Here is a 16,614-nt window from a genome sequence, read left to right as displayed (position 1 = left end):
TGTATGTATTATAGTGATAATGTCTCTTTCTGTGGAAATTTAGATAGATTAACTAAGCCTAATGCGATTAAGGTAATATCAGGTGATTCAAGTAAAAAAAGTGATATAGTTCTAGAACCTTTGGAAAGTGGTTTTGCTTTAACGTTGGGTCATGCATTAAGGCGTGTAATGTTGTCTTCTCTTCGCGGTAGTGCTGTTTATGGAATAAAAATTGAAGGCGTGAATCATGAATTTACTTCGATCCAAGGAGTTAGGGAAGACATAACTGATATAGCATTAAATATGGGCATGTTGAGATGTAAGTTAAATAACACGTCTAATAAGTGCTTAAATTTGAGCGCTAAAGGGCCTTGTCAAGTATTAGCTGGAATGATAGAAACTGATGACCAATGCTCTATTGTTAATAAAGATTTGGTGATATGTACACTAGGTCAAGATGTGGAGCTTAACATTACTATATATATTGCTAGTGGAAAAGGTTATCTTTCTGTAAATAAATATAAAGAAAATGAATTTTTAAAGTCTATGAATGAACAAGATTTAATTGGTTTTATTCCAGTTAATGCTTTATATAGTCCTGTTGAGAGGGTTTCGTATAGAGTAGAGAATAGTCGTGTTGGTCAAGTTACTGATAAAGATAAGCTGATATTGTCAATTGAAACTGATGGTACAATCTCTCCAAGTCAAGCTGTTGACTATGCTGCAAGAATATTACAGGAGCAATTTCAGCCTTTTATTAGTTCTGATATGAGTTATAAAAAATCGCAAGTTTCTTTGTCTAGTGGTGCTAAAGATTTGGGCTATGATCCTGTTCTATTGCGTAAAGTAGATGAAATGGAATTATCTGTTAGATCTCATAACTGTCTGAAAAATGAAAATATCACTTATATAGGTGATCTTGTGCAAAAGACGGAAGTTGAAATGTTAAGAACTGCTAATTTTGGCCGAAAGTCTTTGAATGAAATCAAGGCAATTTTAAATAATTCAGGTTTGTCTTTGGGTATGAATATACCAAATTGGCCGCCTAAGGATATAGATGAACTGGCTAAACAACATACTGATGAGGATTAGGTAGTATATGAAACATGGAATAAAGAAAAATAAACTGTCTCGTTGTACCGAGCATAGGTTATCAATGTTAAAGAATCTATCTATCTCGTTAATTAATCATGAGCAGATTGTAACTACTTTACCAAAGGCTAAAGCACTTCGTCCATATGTGGAAAAGTTTATTACAATTGCTAAGAATAACGATTCTTTACATGGTAGAAGGCTTTTGCTTTCACGTCTTCATAATAGTAAGTTAGTAGTTGATAAATTATTAAGCGTTCTAGCTAATCGTTATCAAGACCGTAAAGGTGGATATTCTAGAATAATAAAATTTGGTACTCGAAAGGGTGATTGCGCTCCAATGGCAGTGATAGAGCTAGTTGATAGAGATATTTCAGCAAAAGGTGAGATTTATAGTAAAAATAAAAAAGGAAGCAAAGTAGTTACACAAAGCTAATTATTCTTTTTATGGTAAGTAGGTTACGCTATTTTGTAGGTTACTTTGGAGAATTGTTAGTTTCGATATATTTAAAGCTGAAATTCTATAATGTTATAAAACGTCGCTTCCGTTGTAAGTTGGGTGAAATTGACTTAATTGTATCTAAAAAAAGGGAGCTGATTTTTATAGAAGTTAAAACAAGTTTATTTGGAAAAGAAGTACCGATATCTCATTTTCAGTGTCAGTCTATTATAAATTCTTCTAAATATTTCTTAAGTAAAAATCTTGATTTTTTAGATTATTCAGTCAGATATGATTTATGTTTTCTTTCCTTAAGGAGAAGACCTATTTATATAAAAAATGCTTGGATTGAACAATGGTAGCTAAAATAATTTAGATTTACTAGAACAGGTAATTGAATATGAAAAACAATAATTTAGTTTCATCTTATGCTAGAGCACTGTTTCATGTCTCAGGAAGCAGATTAGGTATTATAAGAAAAGAAGTAGAATTTTTGTTAGCTTTTTTTAAAGATCAAGATGTTTTTGTGTATCTATCTCATCCTATGGTTTCTCTTTTGCACAAAAAAGAAGCGATACTTTCTATAAAGGAGAACTTGAGTGAAAACTTAGTCAAATTTATTATGGTTACACTTGCAAACAAGCGCTCCCGTTTATTAATCCTTATATTAGAAAAATTCTTAAATCTTGTAAGGGAAAGTGAAAATGAATTGGAAATTACTATAAAATCAGCAGAGATTTTAAAGAAACCTGATATAAAAATAATTACTGAATCTTTGAACTTTCTTGGTAAAATAATAAAAGTCAGTCATGTGGTTGATCCTTCTATACTAGGTGGCTTTGTAGTTAGGTATGGTTTTAACGTGATTGATGCTTCGCTTAAGAGTTATTTGGATAGATTGGTTGATTTGAGTAAAATGGAAATGTTGAAAATAAGGAATTGTATATGAACAATAGCATAAATGCCTCTGAAGTAGTAAACATAATAAAAGAGAAGGTTGAGACATTTGATAATCCTATAAAACGAGAAAATATAGGTGAAGTAATTTCAGTAACGGATGGTATCACATTGGTCTATGGGCTGGAAAAAGCAAAGTTTGGTGAAAAGGTATCTTTTGCAAGCGGTGTAGAAGGAATAGTTCTTGATTTAGATCATGATACAGCTGGAATAGTTGTGCTTGGCAATGACCGTGATGTAAAAGAAGGGGACGTTGTAAAATGTAGTGGTGATGTTGTACAGGTGCCTGTAGGTCATGAATTATTAGGGAGAGTTGTAAATGCATTAGGCGATCCTATAGACGATGGCGGAGAAATTAGAGCCAAGAACAAAATGTATATAGAATCTAAAGCGCCAGGTATTATTGACCGTAAATCTGTGCATGAACCTCTGCAGACAGGAATTAAAATTATAGATTTGTTGATTCCTATAGGTAGAGGGCAACGTGAATTAATTATTGGCGATAGACAAATTGGTAAAACCACTATTGCGATTGATACTATTATCAATCAGAAGAAGATTAATGATGAGGTAAACGAAAATCAAAAAATTTACTGTGTTTATGTTGCTATTGGACAAAAAATTTCGACAGTAGCAAAAGTGGTGAATAAGCTAAAAGAAAGTGGAGCATTAGAGTATACAACCGTAGTTGTGGCTAGCGCATCTGACTGCGCGCCTATGCAATTTTTAGCACCTTATACCGGTTGCACTATTGGAGAATTTTTCCGTGATAATGGAATGCATTGCTTGGTGGTATATGATGATTTATCTAAGCATGCTGTGGCATATAGGCAGATGTCCTTATTGCTTAGACGTCCTCCTGGTCGTGAAGCTTATCCTGGAGATATATTCTATGTACACTCTCGCTTGCTTGAAAGAGCTGCCAAAATGTCTGATGAAAAAGGACAGGGATCTTTGACTGCTTTGCCGATTATTGAGACTCAGGCTGGCGATGTATCTGCATATGTTCCAACTAATGTGATTTCAATTACCGATGGACAAATTTTTCTTGAGTCTGAATTGTTTCACAAAGGATTTCGCCCTGCAGTGAATATAGGTTTATCGGTTTCTCGGGTTGGCTCTGCTGCACAATTGAAATCTGTGAAAAAAGTTGCTGGTTCTATAAAGCTGAGTTTGGCCCAATATAGAGAACTGGAAGACTTTGCTAAATTTGGTTCTGATCTTGATGCTACTGTTCAATTGTCCTTAAACAAAGGTAAATACCTTATTGAATTATTAAAGCAAAAACAGTATTCACCTATGCAAATAGAAGAGCAAGTATTGCTTATGTATATCTTTTCTAATCTGTATGGTCAATTAAATAAGGTACAGGTGAGCAACATCAATAGGTTCGAGTGTGATCTTATCAATTATTTTCAAACTGTTCACCCTGGAGTTTTAAAAAAGTTGTCGGGTGACATGAATGATGATATAAAAGATGATATTCTTGGTATTGTGAGTGATTTTGTCACTCAATTTAATTGCGTTTAGGCGGTGATTATGACTTCATCCATTGTTAACAAGTTTCCTATTACAAGGGAAGGTTTTGAGAGTATGCAAGTCGAACTTGAGAAATTAAAGGAAGAAAAACCTTCTATCATACAGGCTATTTCTGATGCTCGTGATCAAGGCGATTTATCAGAAAATGCAGAATATCATGCAGCACGGGAGAGATTAAGTTTTATTGAAGGCCGTATAATTGAGGTAGAAAGTAAACTTTCACATGCAGAAGTGATAGAAGTAAAAAATTTGTCTGGTGATACAGTAATGTTTGGTGCAACTGTTACGGTAAGCATGCTCGGTGATGATAACAGTGAAATTGAATATGTTTATAAGATTGTAGGTGGATATGAAGCTGATGCTTCAAAGCAGTTGATCTCTACGGATTCACCACTCGGTAGTGCTTTAATTGGCAAAAAAGTTGGTGAGTATGTGGAAGTGATAGTGCCAAATGGAGAGAAATTGTATAAAATAGTTAAGATTGAGTTTAAGTAAATCATGGTACAAGTAACTTATCCTTCAATTAGTCTACCTGGTATTTCTTCTGTGGAAGATGTATTGAGGGATGCTAGTTCTGGTAAATTATTCATTTTAGTTGACGATGAAAACAGAGAGAATGAAGGTGATCTGATTGTATTAGCTGAGAAATTAGAGCCAGAACATGTGGCTTTTATGGTTAGATACGGTACAGGGATTGTTTGTTTAGCAATGACTAAAGTTCACATGAAAAGGTTAGGCCTTAGTTTCATGGAAAAAAAAAATGTTGGTGAAAATCATACTGCTTTTACTACATCAATTGATGCACGTTATGGTATTACTACGGGTGTTTCAGCTGAGGATAGAACAAAAACTATACATGTTGCTATTGATAAAAATAGAACTCAGGATGACATTATAACTCCCGGTCATATTTTTCCTGTGATTGCACATGAGGGTGGAGTAGAGCAACGTGCTGGTCATACTGAAGCAAGTGTTGAGATAGCTAAGTTAGTGGGATGTAATCATTCTGCAGTTATTTGTGAATTAGTGAATGATGATGGCTCTATGATGCGCTTACCCCAGTTGCTTGAATTTGCTGAACAACATAATATTAAGTTAACTACCATTGATAAACTTATCAGTTACGTTCAAAATTTAAACTAGCGTTTATAGATTCGTATAGTTTAAGTGTTAAAATACAAAATTCCTCAAAGTTATACAAACAAGGAATTTCCATGTCTAAGCTTTTTGTTTTACTATTTTTTTTCGTATACTGTAATAGCGCTTACTCTGTTAGTATTATTAGAGATAGTGAAGTGGAAGCGGTAGTTAAGGATCTAGCGCAACCTTTATTTTCTGCTGCGGGTATTGATAATGATAAAATAAAAGTTTTTATAGTTGATGATAGATCGATTAATGCTTTTGTAATTAACAATAATAGCATTTTCATTCATTTAGGGCTTTTACAATATTCGACTGAACCTTATGTCTTACTTGGTATATTAGCACATGAAATTGCTCATATATCTGCTGGTCATGTATTACAAATGAGTAGTGCTGTAGGTTATTTTCAATCAATAGCAATGATTAGTTATATGGTAGGATTAGTTTCTAGTATTGTCATTAACCCTCAGGTTGCGAGTGCAATCTTGCTTAGTGGTGTAACGCTTAGTTCAAGGTTGTTTTTTAACTATTCTCAAGAGCAAGAGAGTGTAGCAGATAGCTATGCTTTAAGATACCTAGATGAATCTGGCTATGATAATTTGGGTATGAAAGAGATTTTTGACTATTTTAAGAGTATTGAGCATGAAAACACTGAAGAGTATTTCCGCACTCACCCACTTAGTGATAAGCGTATATTTGCTGTACAGAATTATAAGGTTAAAAACAATATAAAACCAATCCTTGCAGATAAATTGCTGAAGTTTGAGCGTATGGTTGCAAAGCTAGACTCTTTTTTTGCTCCTATTCATGTGTTATCTAATAAATATGAAGGTAGTTCTAAGTATGTAAATGCTGTAATTCACTATAGGCAAGGAAAGATAGAAGAGGCTATTACTAAAGTTAATTCATTGATTCAAGAGTCACGCAATGATCCTTATTTATATGAATTAAAAGCGGAGATGTTATACAAAGCTGGAAATTTAAGTGAAGCAATAAAAATGTATGAAGAATCACTTAGATATTTATCTGAGAAGAATAACTATTTAGTGAAACTTGCGTTATCTCATACTTTATTATTACACGGTGAAATAGAGAAGGCAATTTTTTACCTAGAGCAGGTTGCAAACGTAGAAACAAATAACGCCTTTGTCTGGAAGTATTTAAGTATTGCATATAAACGTAGCGCTGATATGGCAATGTATTATTTTGCTTTGACGAAAAAGGCTTGTATTGAAGGTAATTTAGAGAAATTTATGAAGTACGCTGAGTTAGCTATTAAAACTTTACCGAAAGACAGTCATTATTTGTTACAGATTGAAGACATGAAGGAACAATACACACAAAAACATCCTGATTTTTAAGTTATTTTTCCCCACACTTGCTCAACATACTATCTTGTTTAATGCTATCGGGTATAATTTTCATTATAATCGCTTTGGCACCAAAAAATACACCACAAAACATACCTAGGGCAAAGAGAGCTGGCCATGGCATTCTACCAAATATTGCAAGCAAAGCTGCACCTATTATGACTACAGTCATAAGTGGCCCACCTATTCCCCAAATATAACCAATAATATTGCATATTACTTGGGCAGTTGTATCATCTATATCAGTAGCAGCATTTGCGTAATCTGAAAAAGAGAGAAACAGCACTATACACAAAGCATTAAAAAATTTTTTTATTATATAGCTCATTCTTTTGCCTCCAAGTAATAAACTAACGCGAAAATAAATTTATATATATACTTATTGTAAAGTAAAACTTATAATTTGTCCATAAATAAGTGTTGCTACATAAATAGCCCACCATTGATGTTAAGCACATGTCCCGTTATATATTTTGCCTCATCGCTTGCTAAAAACAATACTCCTGCTGCTATTTCTTTTCCTGTTCCCATTCTTTTCATTGGGATGTTATCTAATATTTTTTCCTTTTGTCCTTCATTTAAAACTTCAGTCATTTTAGTATCTATAAATCCAGGAGCAATGCAATTTACTGTTACACCGCGACTTGCAACTTCTTTTGCTATAGATTTGCTCATAGCTATTATTCCAGCTTTTGATGCTGCATAATTTACTTGCCCGGCATTTCCTGTCAATCCTACTATTGAAGAAATATTTATGATTCTTCCCCAATTATTTTTAATTAATTTCTTGCATGCTTCTCTATTTAGCTTAAATGTGGAGGTCAAATTAATATCAATCACCTTTTGCCATGCTTCATCTGTCATTCTCAACAATAAGCTGTCTTGTGTAATTCCTGCATTGCATATGAGTCCATCAAAGCCTTTCATCAACTCACTTGCTTTATTTATTAGTTGATTTACCTCTTCAGGATTTGATAAGTTGCAAGGAAGTACGTGAATGTTTTTTTCATATTTTTTAGCAACTTCTTCGAGTATTTCTTTTTTTGTACTAGAAATACATAAAGTTGCTCTGGCCTTATGCATAATTTCTACAATTGCCTGGCCTATTCCGCCTGATGCACCAGTAATCAGAAATTTCTTATTCTCTAATCCAAACATAATAATTTTTATTTGTTCCAGCTCTTAACAGAATATTAAAAGACTTGCAATAGATTTTTTGCATAACTTTCATTTAATAGAAGCTTCTTGATAAATCTTGTGTTTATTGGCGAAATTATGGCGGTTGCATGCCTTTTTTTATTTTTTTCTATTCAGCCTAAACACGCTTCGTTTAAGCGTTAGCACATTATCAATTACAGTAATAAAATCAGCACCATGTGGATTCTTTTGCCTTTTTTTGATTGGTAAATTTCTTAATACTTATAGCTAAAGTAATTTAAGAGAGCCAGCGCGTGACTAGTTCTTATTACTTGATCAGTCTTCTGGATCCCAGTGTCTGGGCACTGGGATGACAGGAGTGTGAGATAAGGCTACATTCATACTCTAACAGGTATGACGGTGTCATTCCAGCACTTGACGCTGGGATGGCTTTGTTGCACAGCTCTTCGGATAGTGGGTAATGTATAATAAATTCATGAAGCCATATCAAACTTAGCCATGCCTATTTCAGTAAATTTGTTAAGCAAATAACACTTGAGTAGCAGTTCCTTCTCACGATTAATCTCAGATTTATTCCTAAAACTAAATCCAAATATTTGCTTCAGTCGCGAGAAAAAACTTTCTATATAAGATCTCTTCCAATAATTTATCTCTTTTTTCCACCTCTTCATACCATCTTCATCATATGACTTTATGAGCTTGATTGTAGAATTTCTCTCATTCATATAATCCAACTTTGGATGCTCTACTGCATTATTTTGCGGAGGAATCCTTGTCTTTATGTCAAGCTCATCGCACAGTTTGTATAACTTCTTTCGATCTATCTGCATATATCGTGCTTATGTTATACTTGGTATCCACTCTTTCAATAAGATCACAGGCTCCATAGTGGTCGGAATAAACTCCACTACTGTATTTTGCAGCTATAACTTTTTTACTACCTATCTCTAGCATTACATCTTGTTTGCTCATAGCGGCGATACTTTCTATCTGTACCATTTGCCTTACTATGGCCTGGAATATTATTGTAGATGCTGATACCTGTACTATCTATAGCAATTTCAATATCTTCCATATCGTTCTTATCAACTCTGCAGTCGTTGATTTTGATATTAAGCTTTTTAAACCTTCTTGAAGCCTGCGAATAGCTGATAATTTGCAAAATTTTCCCTATTTGCTCAAGATATTTCTCTATAAATCCCACTGTTTGCCTAAGACCAATCCTGAATAGATAGGTTATTATGTGAATTAGAATCACTACTTTGTCGCTGTAGACATTGTTGCCACCTGCTACTTTTGGACTATTTTCGTACCAATTTTCAATGGCATCGTTGATATAATGAAAAACATTTCCCCTTTCTTGAAGAAATTTGTTATATTCATTGCAGTTACTGACTTTCATTCTTATTGGCATATTTTTCCTTTGTCGGCTAAATATCTATTTTATAACAAATTCCATCAGTAACTGCCTGTTCTTTCCTTGAGTGGTGCAACAAAGCCTGCTGGAATCCAGAAGTCTTTACTATAAATAAGCATATTGAGCACAAAATTATGCTAAAACACAACGTTTTTGTTGAGATTATGGACGAACTGGATTCCAGCGTCATGCGCTGGAATGACATCATAGAGGTCATTGAGATGACAGAAAAGAGTACTGGAATGAAAGGAAAAGAGGCTATTTAATTGTGCTGAATTTTACAAAATTTATTACTCCTGCCTGACAAATTTATTAGAATAGTATGTATAGTATGTTTATTAGTGAAAATCCGAAAAAAATGCAAGAAAAGTTAATATATTACTTTAGCCAAAGCAACTGTGAAGGTAATGCAGCAATGAGAAATCTACTAGGAGGGAAGGGAGCAAATCTGGCAGAGATGTGTAACATTGGCATTCCTGTTCCACCTGGTTTTACAATTTCCACTGCTGTTTGTCAGGCCTATTGTCAAGATAATGAATTGTCTTGTGATCTACGTAACGAGATAAAAAACTACATGGCGATGCTCGAAAGTGACATCGGTTGTAAATTCGGGGATTCAAATAATCCTTTATTAGTTTCCATACGCTCTGGTAGTGTGAATTCAATGCCGGGCATGCTCGATACAGTCCTAAATGTTGGCCTAAATGATGCAACCGTTGTTGGGCTTGCAAAAAAAAGTGGCGAACGTTTTGCCTATGATAGCTACTGTCGTTTCATCATGATGTACTCGAGTGTTGTACTACAGCTTGACCATCACTTATTTCAAGACATTGTTGATAGTGAACAGCAAAAAAGTGGAGCAAAAAGCTTAGCTGATCTTAATGTTGATGTTTTAAAGAAAATTGTTAATGATTTTAAAGAGATAGTATGTGAAAAAACTGGAAAGCATTTCCCGCAGAACGTTGAAGAGCAATTGTTAAACTCGGTTAATGCAGTATTTGCCTCTTGGAAAAACGATAGGGCTGTTTCCTATAGAAGAATACATAATATTCCTGAAAACCTTGGAACAGCGGTCAACGTGCAAGCAATGGTTTTTGGTAATTTAAATGATAATTCTGCAACCGGCGTGATATTTACACGTAATCCTTCAACTGGAGAAAAAAAGCTTTTTGGTGAGTTTTTAGTTAATGCTCAGGGTGAGGATGTGGTTTCTGGTGTTTATACTCCTATGCCAATTGACGGGGAGCAAGAAAGTACCATGGAGAAGTTGCTACCAAGTGTCTACCGAGAATTATGCGCGGTATGTGAAAAACTTGAAAGTCATAATAAGGACATGCAGGATATCGAATTTACTGTACAGGACGGTAAGTTATGGATTTTGCAGACTAGGTCTGGCAAGCGCACAGCCGAAGCTGCTATTCGCATAATAGTTGATATGGTAAACGAAGGAGTGATTACAAAAGAGGAAGGAATATTGAGAATTGATCCAAAAACTTTTGACAATTTATTGCATCCAGTTCTTGATGTTAAAATCGATCAAGAAGTAATAGGCAAAGGACTGCCAGCTTCTCCAGGTGTTGCTTCTGGATATGTAGTATTCAGTGCAAGTGATGCTGAAAAAGCTGCAGAGCAGGGTAAAAAAGTAATTTTGGTAAGATCAGAGACGAGCCCTGAAGATATTAATGGAATGAATGCTGCAAGTGGAATAGTAACAGCGCGAGGAGGTATGACCTCGCATGCCGCTGTTGTAACTCGTGGAATGGGTAAACCATGCATTTGTAGTCTAAATGGACTTTATATTGATAAAGATGAAAAATTTCTTTCTATGGGGGATATAAAAGTAAATAAAGGTGAATCAATCACCATCAATGGAGGAACAGGAGAGGTTATGCTTGGTATTCTTCCTACAATTTTGCCTGAATTATCTCAAGAATTCAAAACGATAATTAACTGGGTAGATGAAATCAAAACAGTGAAGGTGAGAGCGAATGCTGATACTCCAAAAGATGCAAAAATTGCAAAAGAATTCGGTTCAGAAGGTATAGGATTATGTCGCACAGAACATATGTTTTTTGCTAGTGATAGAATCGAATTCATTCAAAAGTTGATAATAGCTGATGATGAAAATGAAAGGACAAATGCATTAAATAAACTCGAAGAAATGCAAAAGTCTGATTTCAAAGAAATATTTTCTATTATGGAGGGCAGGGAGGTTACTATACGTTTACTTGATCCACCTCTACATGAGTTTTTGCCCCACAATCAATCTATTATAGAGAAAATTGCCAAATCACTGAATAAGTCAGTTGAATCAGTAAAAAATAAAATAGCACAGTTATCAGAAAAAAATCCAATGCTTGGCCATCGAGGTTGTAGACTTGCTATTTCTCATCCTGAAATATATGGCATGCAAATTAGGGCAATACTCAGTGCTGCAAGTGAATTAAGGAAAGAAAAGAAGATAGAAGTGAAACCTGAAATCATGATTCCTTTTATCATGAGTGAGAAAGAGTTTATTCTGATATGCGAGTTAATAAAGAAAGAAGCCGAAAATTTCGATGTGAACTATTCAATTGGAACGATGATAGAACTGCCAAGAGCAGCACTTATTGCTGACAAACTCGCAAAACACGCAGAATTTTTTAGTTTTGGCACTAATGATTTAACACAAACAACTATGGGACTTTCACGAGATGATTCAGTTAATTTCCTCGATTCTTATAAGGAAAGCAACATATTCAAAAACGATCCCTTTGAGGTGCTAGATGTCGAAGGGGTAGGGGAATTAATCAGAATAGCTATCGAAAGGGGCAAAAAAACCAGAAAAGAAATTAAACTTGGTATATGTGGAGAGCATGGAGCGAATCCACAGTCCATAGAGTTTTTCATCAAATCAGGGGTTGATTATGTGTCATGCTCGCCTTATAGAGTACTGGTTGCAAAATTAGTGGCAGCACAGCTTAGCATAAGTTTGTTGGGTAAATAGCGATAACTAACTGTGCGAACATAGATTCGGCTAACAAGTAGCGGAATGATGATTTTTCAAATTGTCGATAAATCTAAGTCAGTTTAGCTATTTTGCTGCTGCTTTTTCTTTTCTTAATATCTTAAGAAAGATTGACTTTTTGTCTAAAATAATAAATATAGGATAAAATAATAGTGAGTGAGGTAAAAATGTCAATATCAAAAGAACGTAAGGAATATTTACTAGAAAAGTTTAAATATGCTGCCAAAGAATTTGGCAAGTCTGGTACAAAGTCCAATCATCTAGCAGTACCAAAGGAACAGCAACTCTCTATTGATTTAGGTAATAGAAAAGTTTTTGGTATCATAAATAAGATTCTGTATTGGATAGAGAATAATTTTACTTATTTTTTTTCCACGATATAATTTGTTTCCAGAAGTTGGAGTTGAAGGAAGAAAAATTCCTGGAACTAATACAAGGGTTAAGTATTTTAACTCTGATGAACAATTTGATCAAAGAAAATTTATTGGCGAGCAAGATGGGGAACTTAAGTTATACAACTTAGAGGGCAAATTATATGATACAACTGATAAAATTAGTAAGGGTAAAAAAGGTTGTGTAGCTTATGTTATCACGCTTGATGGAAAATTAGTAACTCATGAACATATTAATGTTAACAAAAGCGAATGGGCTTATCGTCATTCAACTCTTGCAGGCGGTAAGCCGATTTTATGTTCTGGTTTAATGAAAGTGGTAAATGGTAAAATAACTTATATAGACAATAATAGCGGGCATTATAAACCAGAATCAGCAAACTTATACAATGCAGTGAAAAAGTTAGAAGGTCTATTTTCGAAAGATGCGAAAGTTGTTTGCTTACCATATTGGATTAGCTTGAAAAAACAAATTCCGCTTATACGCAAAATTAATCTAGCCAAACGAGAGCCAGTAGAGGAATTCTTGAAAAGGATGGAGAAAAAAGGGAAAGATGGATTGACTCAATATGAAAGACATTTTCACAGGATAAAAGAATTTAATGAAAAATACTCAGAGAAATTAGAAAGCCAGTCGGTTTATGCTAAAGTAGATGCCTGCAGTAATCCTAAAATAATAAAAATGGCAATAGAACACTCAATAAGGAGAATTATTGGAGCAAATTATGGCCATAAGCCTACAGTTGCGCTTGCTAAGGCACAGGTAATAGATAAAGATGGAAAGCTGCAAGAAACGGACGAAATAGTAGGTATAAATGTTGCTTTTCACCATGAGAATGATCGTGATGGCTTTGCTAAACTTCTAGATTTTAAAAAGTATAGCTATATTTGCGAACCTCATTTGCAAGATAAAAAAAATAGAGCAGATATGGAAAAATTAATGCCCAATAAACATGCAGTTTTTATGAGTACAGACCAGGCTAATAAATTTATAAAGGGCACTTTACAAATTAAAATTGATAGTGTTGAGCAATTGGGTGTTGGTTTAGTGATGGGCTAAAGCTCTGTTTAAATATATATTTAGTTTTGTTACAATATTCTTATTTTCATCATATAATATGATGGAAATTTTATGCACAACTTTTTTATTTGATTAAAAATTGCATTTTTGCAATAAAAACTTATTTATTGTAAGAAAACTTGCTCATATAAAACTATTTATAGAGTGACAATAGCTGTGTTATACTTACACTTCTGATTCGAAAATTTATGCAGTTATTTCTAACAAGATTGGTCAATAAATTTTACTGTTTAAGGATGAGAAACAAAGTAATCATCGTTTCCGGTATTGCTCTTATTCTACTGTTTTTTATCAACAGTACATTTTTAAAAAAAGATCAGGCGGTTCATAGTGATAATCCAATTAGTAGTTTTTCATTAAAAACTCAGGATTATACTCCACAAAATCGCACTGTATATTTAAATTTTTCTGGTACGGTAAATCCCTTGCATAGGGTCAGCCTTGTCTCAAGAACAAGTGGTCAAGTTATTGCTATTTATTTGTCTGATGGTGAAAAAGTAAAAAGAGGCGATGTAATTTTAAAGATAGAAGATTATGACAGAGTTGAGCAAGTTGAAAAAGCCAAAGCTTTATTAAATCAGCGTGAAATTGAGTATGATTCCTCTCGAAAATTGAATACAAAAGGGTATGGAGCACAGATAAGAGTGGAATCAGCTTTTACTGCATTGCAGAGTGCAAAAGCTGACCTAAAAAGGCTAGAGTTGGATTTAGAAAATACTGCGATTAAATCCCCTATTGATGGTTATGTAGATAAGATCAACGTAAATGAAGGGGATTTTGTTAATCTTGGACATAAGATAACTGACATAGTTAATTTTGATCAGGTTCTTGTGGTGTTATATGTTTCAGAAAATGAAGTAAATAAAATAAAGCTAGGTAGCACAGCGCAAATTAATTTGCTAGACGGAAGGGAATTAGTAGGTGAAGTGAGTTTTATTAGTAAAATTGCTGAGCCTAAAACTGGATCTTATAGAGTGGAGGTAAAGGTAACTGATAATGAGATTATATCTTTGCAAGGACTGACTGCTAGTGTAAGCCTCCCTTCAGGTGAAAGATTTGCATATAAAATTCCTTCTTCGGCCTTAAGCTTAAATGACGATGGTATTCTTGGAATAAAGATTGTTGATGATAATAATTATGTAGTATTTACAGCAATAGAAATTGTTGATTATGAAGACGATGGAGTTTGGGTAGTCGCAAATAATGAAAGTAAGCCTATAAAGTTAATAACATTGGGTCATCTATTTGTTAAGCCTGGTGATAAGGTTTAGCTTGTATATACACTTTTAGTAAAAATCAGATAAAATTCCGTGTTAGCAATAATTATAAAAATACTTACTAATATACTTATCTAAGTATTGACAATTATTAACAAGAAAGCTAGTTGTATAAATGTTTTATAAAAAAAGAGTGTATTATATGCCACGTATTAGTGAAGAAAAGTATAAGCGTTATCGTGAGTTGAATAACCTTGACTTAAATAAAAAGTTAAAAGAAGCTATAAATGAGCTAGATTATAATAAGATAAGGAGTATTATTTTTGACAATGAATTGGAGTCAATTGACGATGAAATATATGGTGCATTATTTTTGAATAAATATCCTAGCTTTCCCAAATTTTTACTTATGCTAGGAGACAGTAGTTCAAGTGATGTAGTTAACTTTTTTATACAACATGTTCCAAGTAAACTTTTGTGTGGAGAAGGCCCTAGAAATAGTTTGGGTAATATTCCATGCATAGAATTTATCTTTAGTTACAGACAAGACGCAATACCTACTCTATTAGAGGCTGTTTCAAAATCAGACAGAGACGATACTATCGTATTTGGAAAAGGTTTAGTTTCTAGTGTAAAGAAGAGAATAGAAAACATTGAGAGTAATGGGAGCCCTTATTATAGAAATGAATCTTGTGCAGCATATTCTTGTTCTGATAATCCACAAGATTACTACGATGCAAAAGAGGCTATTGAAGAATATTGCACACAAAATGTTAATGGTGATTACGAAATCGTTCCAGACTATCTTTTTACTATAAAAGATCAACCTCGAGAGCTAAAGCGATTGTTTATAGATATTGCTGCTGCCATAAGAAGTGATAGTCTTGATAAAGTGCAAAGTGGTCTGAAAGCAATTGAAGCAAGTGTTCCTAAAGCTGATCTGCGCATTATTGATAAAATCAGTACGTCATTAAGTTCTCTAATAAAAAAGGCTAAACAAAATGTAAATATGGTACGCGCTATTAGTGATGTACAGGCAAATATTACTTGGCCTGGTACATTTCTTAAAGAGAATGTCTTATGTACAAATAGTGTACAAAAGTCAAAAAACTAAAGTTTTTAATCAGGCTAGGTGTGAGGCACGCCTATTTTTTTCTTGCTTATTTCCTTACTAAACAATCTGTTTTTCTTTCAATAAACTCTGTAATTCACCTTTTTCATACATCTCGCGGATTATGTCACAGCCACCAATAAACTCTCCCTTTATATATATTTGTGGAATTGTTGGCCAATCAGAAAAACTTTTTATGGACTGACGTATTTCATCATTCTCAAGTACGTTGATGCATTTAAACTTTACATTCAAATTTTTGAGAATTGATACGACGAGCCCAGAGAATCCGCATTGAGGAAAGTCAGAGGTGCCTTTCATATACAGCACTACATCGTTTTCTGCTATGTCTTTTTTTATTTGTTCAAAGTTGTTCATAAATATCACCTTAATTTTAAGCTCCAGTTTCTAGTTGCAATGCATGTATAGATTGACCTTCAAGAGCCTTATATACCATTCTATGTTGTTCTATTTTTGTCCTTCCAGAAAAACACTGGGAAGTTATTTTTAAATGGTAGTGATCATCATCTCCAGCAAGATCCTTAATCTTTATATCGGCACCAGGGAATGACTGTTTGATAATTTTCTCTAATTCATGAACTGCAACAACCATTGATTCACTTTAAATTACAATACTCTTATTCTAAATCTAAAACAACTGAGCGCAATAAAAAATTGCTACATAAAAAATAGAAGTATGTTAGCATAAAAG

General features: G+C 33.8%; 18 protein-coding genes and 1 pseudogene. 14 read left to right on the top strand and 5 right to left on the bottom strand.

Annotation, left to right across the window (positions count from 1 at the left end):
• The first annotated feature begins 3 nt into the window (after positions 1-3).
• The 8 genes from OPR37_RS04490 to OPR37_RS04455 all read left to right on the top strand — a co-directional run bounded on the left by OPR37_RS04490 (position 4) and on the right by OPR37_RS04455 (position 6,510).
• Positions 4-1,071: a DNA-directed RNA polymerase subunit alpha gene (locus OPR37_RS04490; protein ID WP_007302554.1), complete on the top strand. Its 1,068-nt coding sequence runs from the start codon at positions 4-6 to the stop codon at positions 1,069-1,071.
• Between the two features lie 7 nt (positions 1,072-1,078).
• Complete coding sequence (gene rplQ / locus OPR37_RS04485) at positions 1,079-1,507, top strand: 50S ribosomal protein L17 (protein ID WP_010404731.1); 429 nt, start codon at positions 1,079-1,081, stop codon at positions 1,505-1,507.
• Between the two features lie 11 nt (positions 1,508-1,518).
• Positions 1,519-1,872 carry a YraN family protein gene (locus tag OPR37_RS04480; RefSeq protein WP_010404733.1) on the top strand — a complete coding sequence of 118 codons (354 nt, stop codon included), beginning with the start codon at positions 1,519-1,521 and terminating at the stop codon, positions 1,870-1,872.
• A 38-nt stretch (positions 1,873-1,910) separates the two neighbouring features.
• On the top strand, positions 1,911-2,459 hold the full coding sequence (atpH, locus tag OPR37_RS04475; protein WP_007302557.1) for an ATP synthase F1 subunit delta: 549 nt from the start codon (positions 1,911-1,913) through the stop codon (positions 2,457-2,459).
• Complete coding sequence (atpA, locus tag OPR37_RS04470) at positions 2,456-3,997, top strand: F0F1 ATP synthase subunit alpha (protein ID WP_264684834.1); 1,542 nt, start codon at positions 2,456-2,458, stop codon at positions 3,995-3,997. Before atpH ends, atpA begins: the two co-directional genes overlap by 4 nt.
• Before the next feature lie 9 nt (positions 3,998-4,006).
• On the top strand, positions 4,007-4,501 hold the full coding sequence (gene greA, locus OPR37_RS04465; protein ID WP_007302559.1) for a transcription elongation factor GreA: 495 nt from the start codon (positions 4,007-4,009) through the stop codon (positions 4,499-4,501).
• Between the two features lie 3 nt (positions 4,502-4,504).
• Positions 4,505-5,149, top strand: a complete 645-nt coding sequence (gene ribB / locus OPR37_RS04460) for a 3,4-dihydroxy-2-butanone-4-phosphate synthase (RefSeq protein WP_007302560.1) — start codon at positions 4,505-4,507, stop codon at positions 5,147-5,149.
• Between the two features lie 71 nt (positions 5,150-5,220).
• Positions 5,221-6,510, top strand: a complete 1,290-nt coding sequence (locus OPR37_RS04455) for a M48 family metalloprotease (RefSeq protein ID WP_007302561.1) — start codon at positions 5,221-5,223, stop codon at positions 6,508-6,510.
• A 1-nt stretch (position 6,511) separates the two neighbouring features.
• Here the strand turns inward: OPR37_RS04455 and OPR37_RS04450 are convergent, their stop codons facing one another.
• From OPR37_RS04450 to OPR37_RS06335, 3 genes and pseudogenes are all read right to left on the bottom strand, one after another.
• Positions 6,512-6,847, bottom strand: coding sequence for a TrbC/VirB2 family protein (locus OPR37_RS04450; protein ID WP_007302562.1), 336 nt, complete (start codon positions 6,845-6,847; stop codon positions 6,512-6,514).
• Positions 6,848-6,942: 95 nt separating this feature from the next.
• A complete protein-coding gene (fabG, locus tag OPR37_RS04445; protein WP_007302563.1) occupies positions 6,943-7,677 on the bottom strand; it encodes a 3-oxoacyl-[acyl-carrier-protein] reductase in 735 nt (244 codons plus the stop codon).
• A 473-nt stretch (positions 7,678-8,150) separates the two neighbouring features.
• Positions 8,151-9,091: pseudogene (locus tag OPR37_RS06335) on the bottom strand (IS5 family transposase).
• A 137-nt stretch (positions 9,092-9,228) separates the two neighbouring features.
• Between OPR37_RS06335 and OPR37_RS04425 the strand changes: the two are divergent.
• The 6 genes from OPR37_RS04425 to OPR37_RS04400 all read left to right on the top strand — a co-directional run bounded on the left by OPR37_RS04425 (position 9,229) and on the right by OPR37_RS04400 (position 15,905).
• Positions 9,229-9,360: a hypothetical protein gene (locus tag OPR37_RS04425; protein WP_007302564.1), complete on the top strand. Its 132-nt coding sequence runs from the start codon at positions 9,229-9,231 to the stop codon at positions 9,358-9,360.
• Positions 9,361-9,425: 65 nt separating this feature from the next.
• Positions 9,426-12,080: a pyruvate, phosphate dikinase gene (gene ppdK, locus OPR37_RS04420; RefSeq protein ID WP_213863927.1), complete on the top strand. Its 2,655-nt coding sequence runs from the start codon at positions 9,426-9,428 to the stop codon at positions 12,078-12,080.
• A 188-nt stretch (positions 12,081-12,268) separates the two neighbouring features.
• A complete protein-coding gene (locus OPR37_RS04415; protein WP_265016836.1) occupies positions 12,269-12,484 on the top strand; it encodes a hypothetical protein in 216 nt (71 codons plus the stop codon).
• Position 12,485: 1 nt separating this feature from the next.
• On the top strand, positions 12,486-13,553 hold the full coding sequence (locus OPR37_RS04410; protein WP_265016835.1) for a hypothetical protein: 1,068 nt from the start codon (positions 12,486-12,488) through the stop codon (positions 13,551-13,553).
• Positions 13,554-13,810: 257 nt separating this feature from the next.
• Positions 13,811-14,845 (top strand): efflux RND transporter periplasmic adaptor subunit, encoded by a 1,035-nt coding sequence (locus OPR37_RS04405; RefSeq protein ID WP_250147227.1) that lies wholly within the window; start codon positions 13,811-13,813, stop codon positions 14,843-14,845.
• A 148-nt stretch (positions 14,846-14,993) separates the two neighbouring features.
• Complete coding sequence (locus OPR37_RS04400) at positions 14,994-15,905, top strand: hypothetical protein (protein WP_264684832.1); 912 nt, start codon at positions 14,994-14,996, stop codon at positions 15,903-15,905.
• Positions 15,906-15,962: 57 nt separating this feature from the next.
• Here the strand turns inward: OPR37_RS04400 and grxD are convergent, their stop codons facing one another.
• Together grxD and OPR37_RS04390 are read right to left on the bottom strand one after the other, a co-directional pair.
• Positions 15,963-16,280, bottom strand: a complete 318-nt coding sequence (grxD, locus tag OPR37_RS04395) for a Grx4 family monothiol glutaredoxin (protein WP_007302570.1) — start codon at positions 16,278-16,280, stop codon at positions 15,963-15,965.
• 16 nt (positions 16,281-16,296) lie between these two features.
• A complete protein-coding gene (locus tag OPR37_RS04390; protein WP_007302571.1) occupies positions 16,297-16,515 on the bottom strand; it encodes a BolA/IbaG family iron-sulfur metabolism protein in 219 nt (72 codons plus the stop codon).
• Positions 16,516-16,614 lie beyond the last annotated feature (99 nt).

Origin of the sequence: Wolbachia endosymbiont (group B) of Lycaena phlaeas (genome assembly GCF_947251875.1) — a bacterium.
Taxonomy (GTDB): Bacteria; Pseudomonadota; Alphaproteobacteria; order Rickettsiales; family Anaplasmataceae; genus Wolbachia.
This window is presented reverse-complemented; position numbering and strand designations above follow the sequence as displayed.

Bases quoted from the DNA above. Each gene is read 5' to 3' on its own strand.
- OPR37_RS04490 (WP_007302554.1), top strand. From the start codon at position 4: ATGTATTATAGTGATAATGTCTCTTTCTGTGGAAATTTAGATAGATTA.
- rplQ (WP_010404731.1), top strand. From the start codon at position 1,079: ATGAAACATGGAATAAAGAAAAATAAACTGTCTCGTTGTACCGAGCAT.
- OPR37_RS04480 (WP_010404733.1), top strand. From the start codon at position 1,519: ATGGTAAGTAGGTTACGCTATTTTGTAGGTTACTTTGGAGAATTGTTA.
- atpH (WP_007302557.1), top strand. From the start codon at position 1,911: ATGAAAAACAATAATTTAGTTTCATCTTATGCTAGAGCACTGTTTCAT.
- atpA (WP_264684834.1), top strand. From the start codon at position 2,456: ATGAACAATAGCATAAATGCCTCTGAAGTAGTAAACATAATAAAAGAG.
- greA (WP_007302559.1), top strand. From the start codon at position 4,007: ATGACTTCATCCATTGTTAACAAGTTTCCTATTACAAGGGAAGGTTTT.
- ribB (WP_007302560.1), top strand. From the start codon at position 4,505: ATGGTACAAGTAACTTATCCTTCAATTAGTCTACCTGGTATTTCTTCT.
- OPR37_RS04455 (WP_007302561.1), top strand. From the start codon at position 5,221: ATGTCTAAGCTTTTTGTTTTACTATTTTTTTTCGTATACTGTAATAGC.
- OPR37_RS04450 (WP_007302562.1), bottom strand. From the start codon at position 6,847: ATGAGCTATATAATAAAAAAATTTTTTAATGCTTTGTGTATAGTGCTG.
- fabG (WP_007302563.1), bottom strand. From the start codon at position 7,677: ATGTTTGGATTAGAGAATAAGAAATTTCTGATTACTGGTGCATCAGGC.
- OPR37_RS04425 (WP_007302564.1), top strand. From the start codon at position 9,229: ATGCTAAAACACAACGTTTTTGTTGAGATTATGGACGAACTGGATTCC.
- ppdK (WP_213863927.1), top strand. From the start codon at position 9,426: ATGTTTATTAGTGAAAATCCGAAAAAAATGCAAGAAAAGTTAATATAT.
- OPR37_RS04415 (WP_265016836.1), top strand. From the start codon at position 12,269: ATGTCAATATCAAAAGAACGTAAGGAATATTTACTAGAAAAGTTTAAA.
- OPR37_RS04405 (WP_250147227.1), top strand. From the start codon at position 13,811: ATGAGAAACAAAGTAATCATCGTTTCCGGTATTGCTCTTATTCTACTG.
- OPR37_RS04400 (WP_264684832.1), top strand. From the start codon at position 14,994: ATGCCACGTATTAGTGAAGAAAAGTATAAGCGTTATCGTGAGTTGAAT.
- grxD (WP_007302570.1), bottom strand. From the start codon at position 16,280: ATGAACAACTTTGAACAAATAAAAAAAGACATAGCAGAAAACGATGTA.
- OPR37_RS04390 (WP_007302571.1), bottom strand. From the start codon at position 16,515: ATGGTTGTTGCAGTTCATGAATTAGAGAAAATTATCAAACAGTCATTC.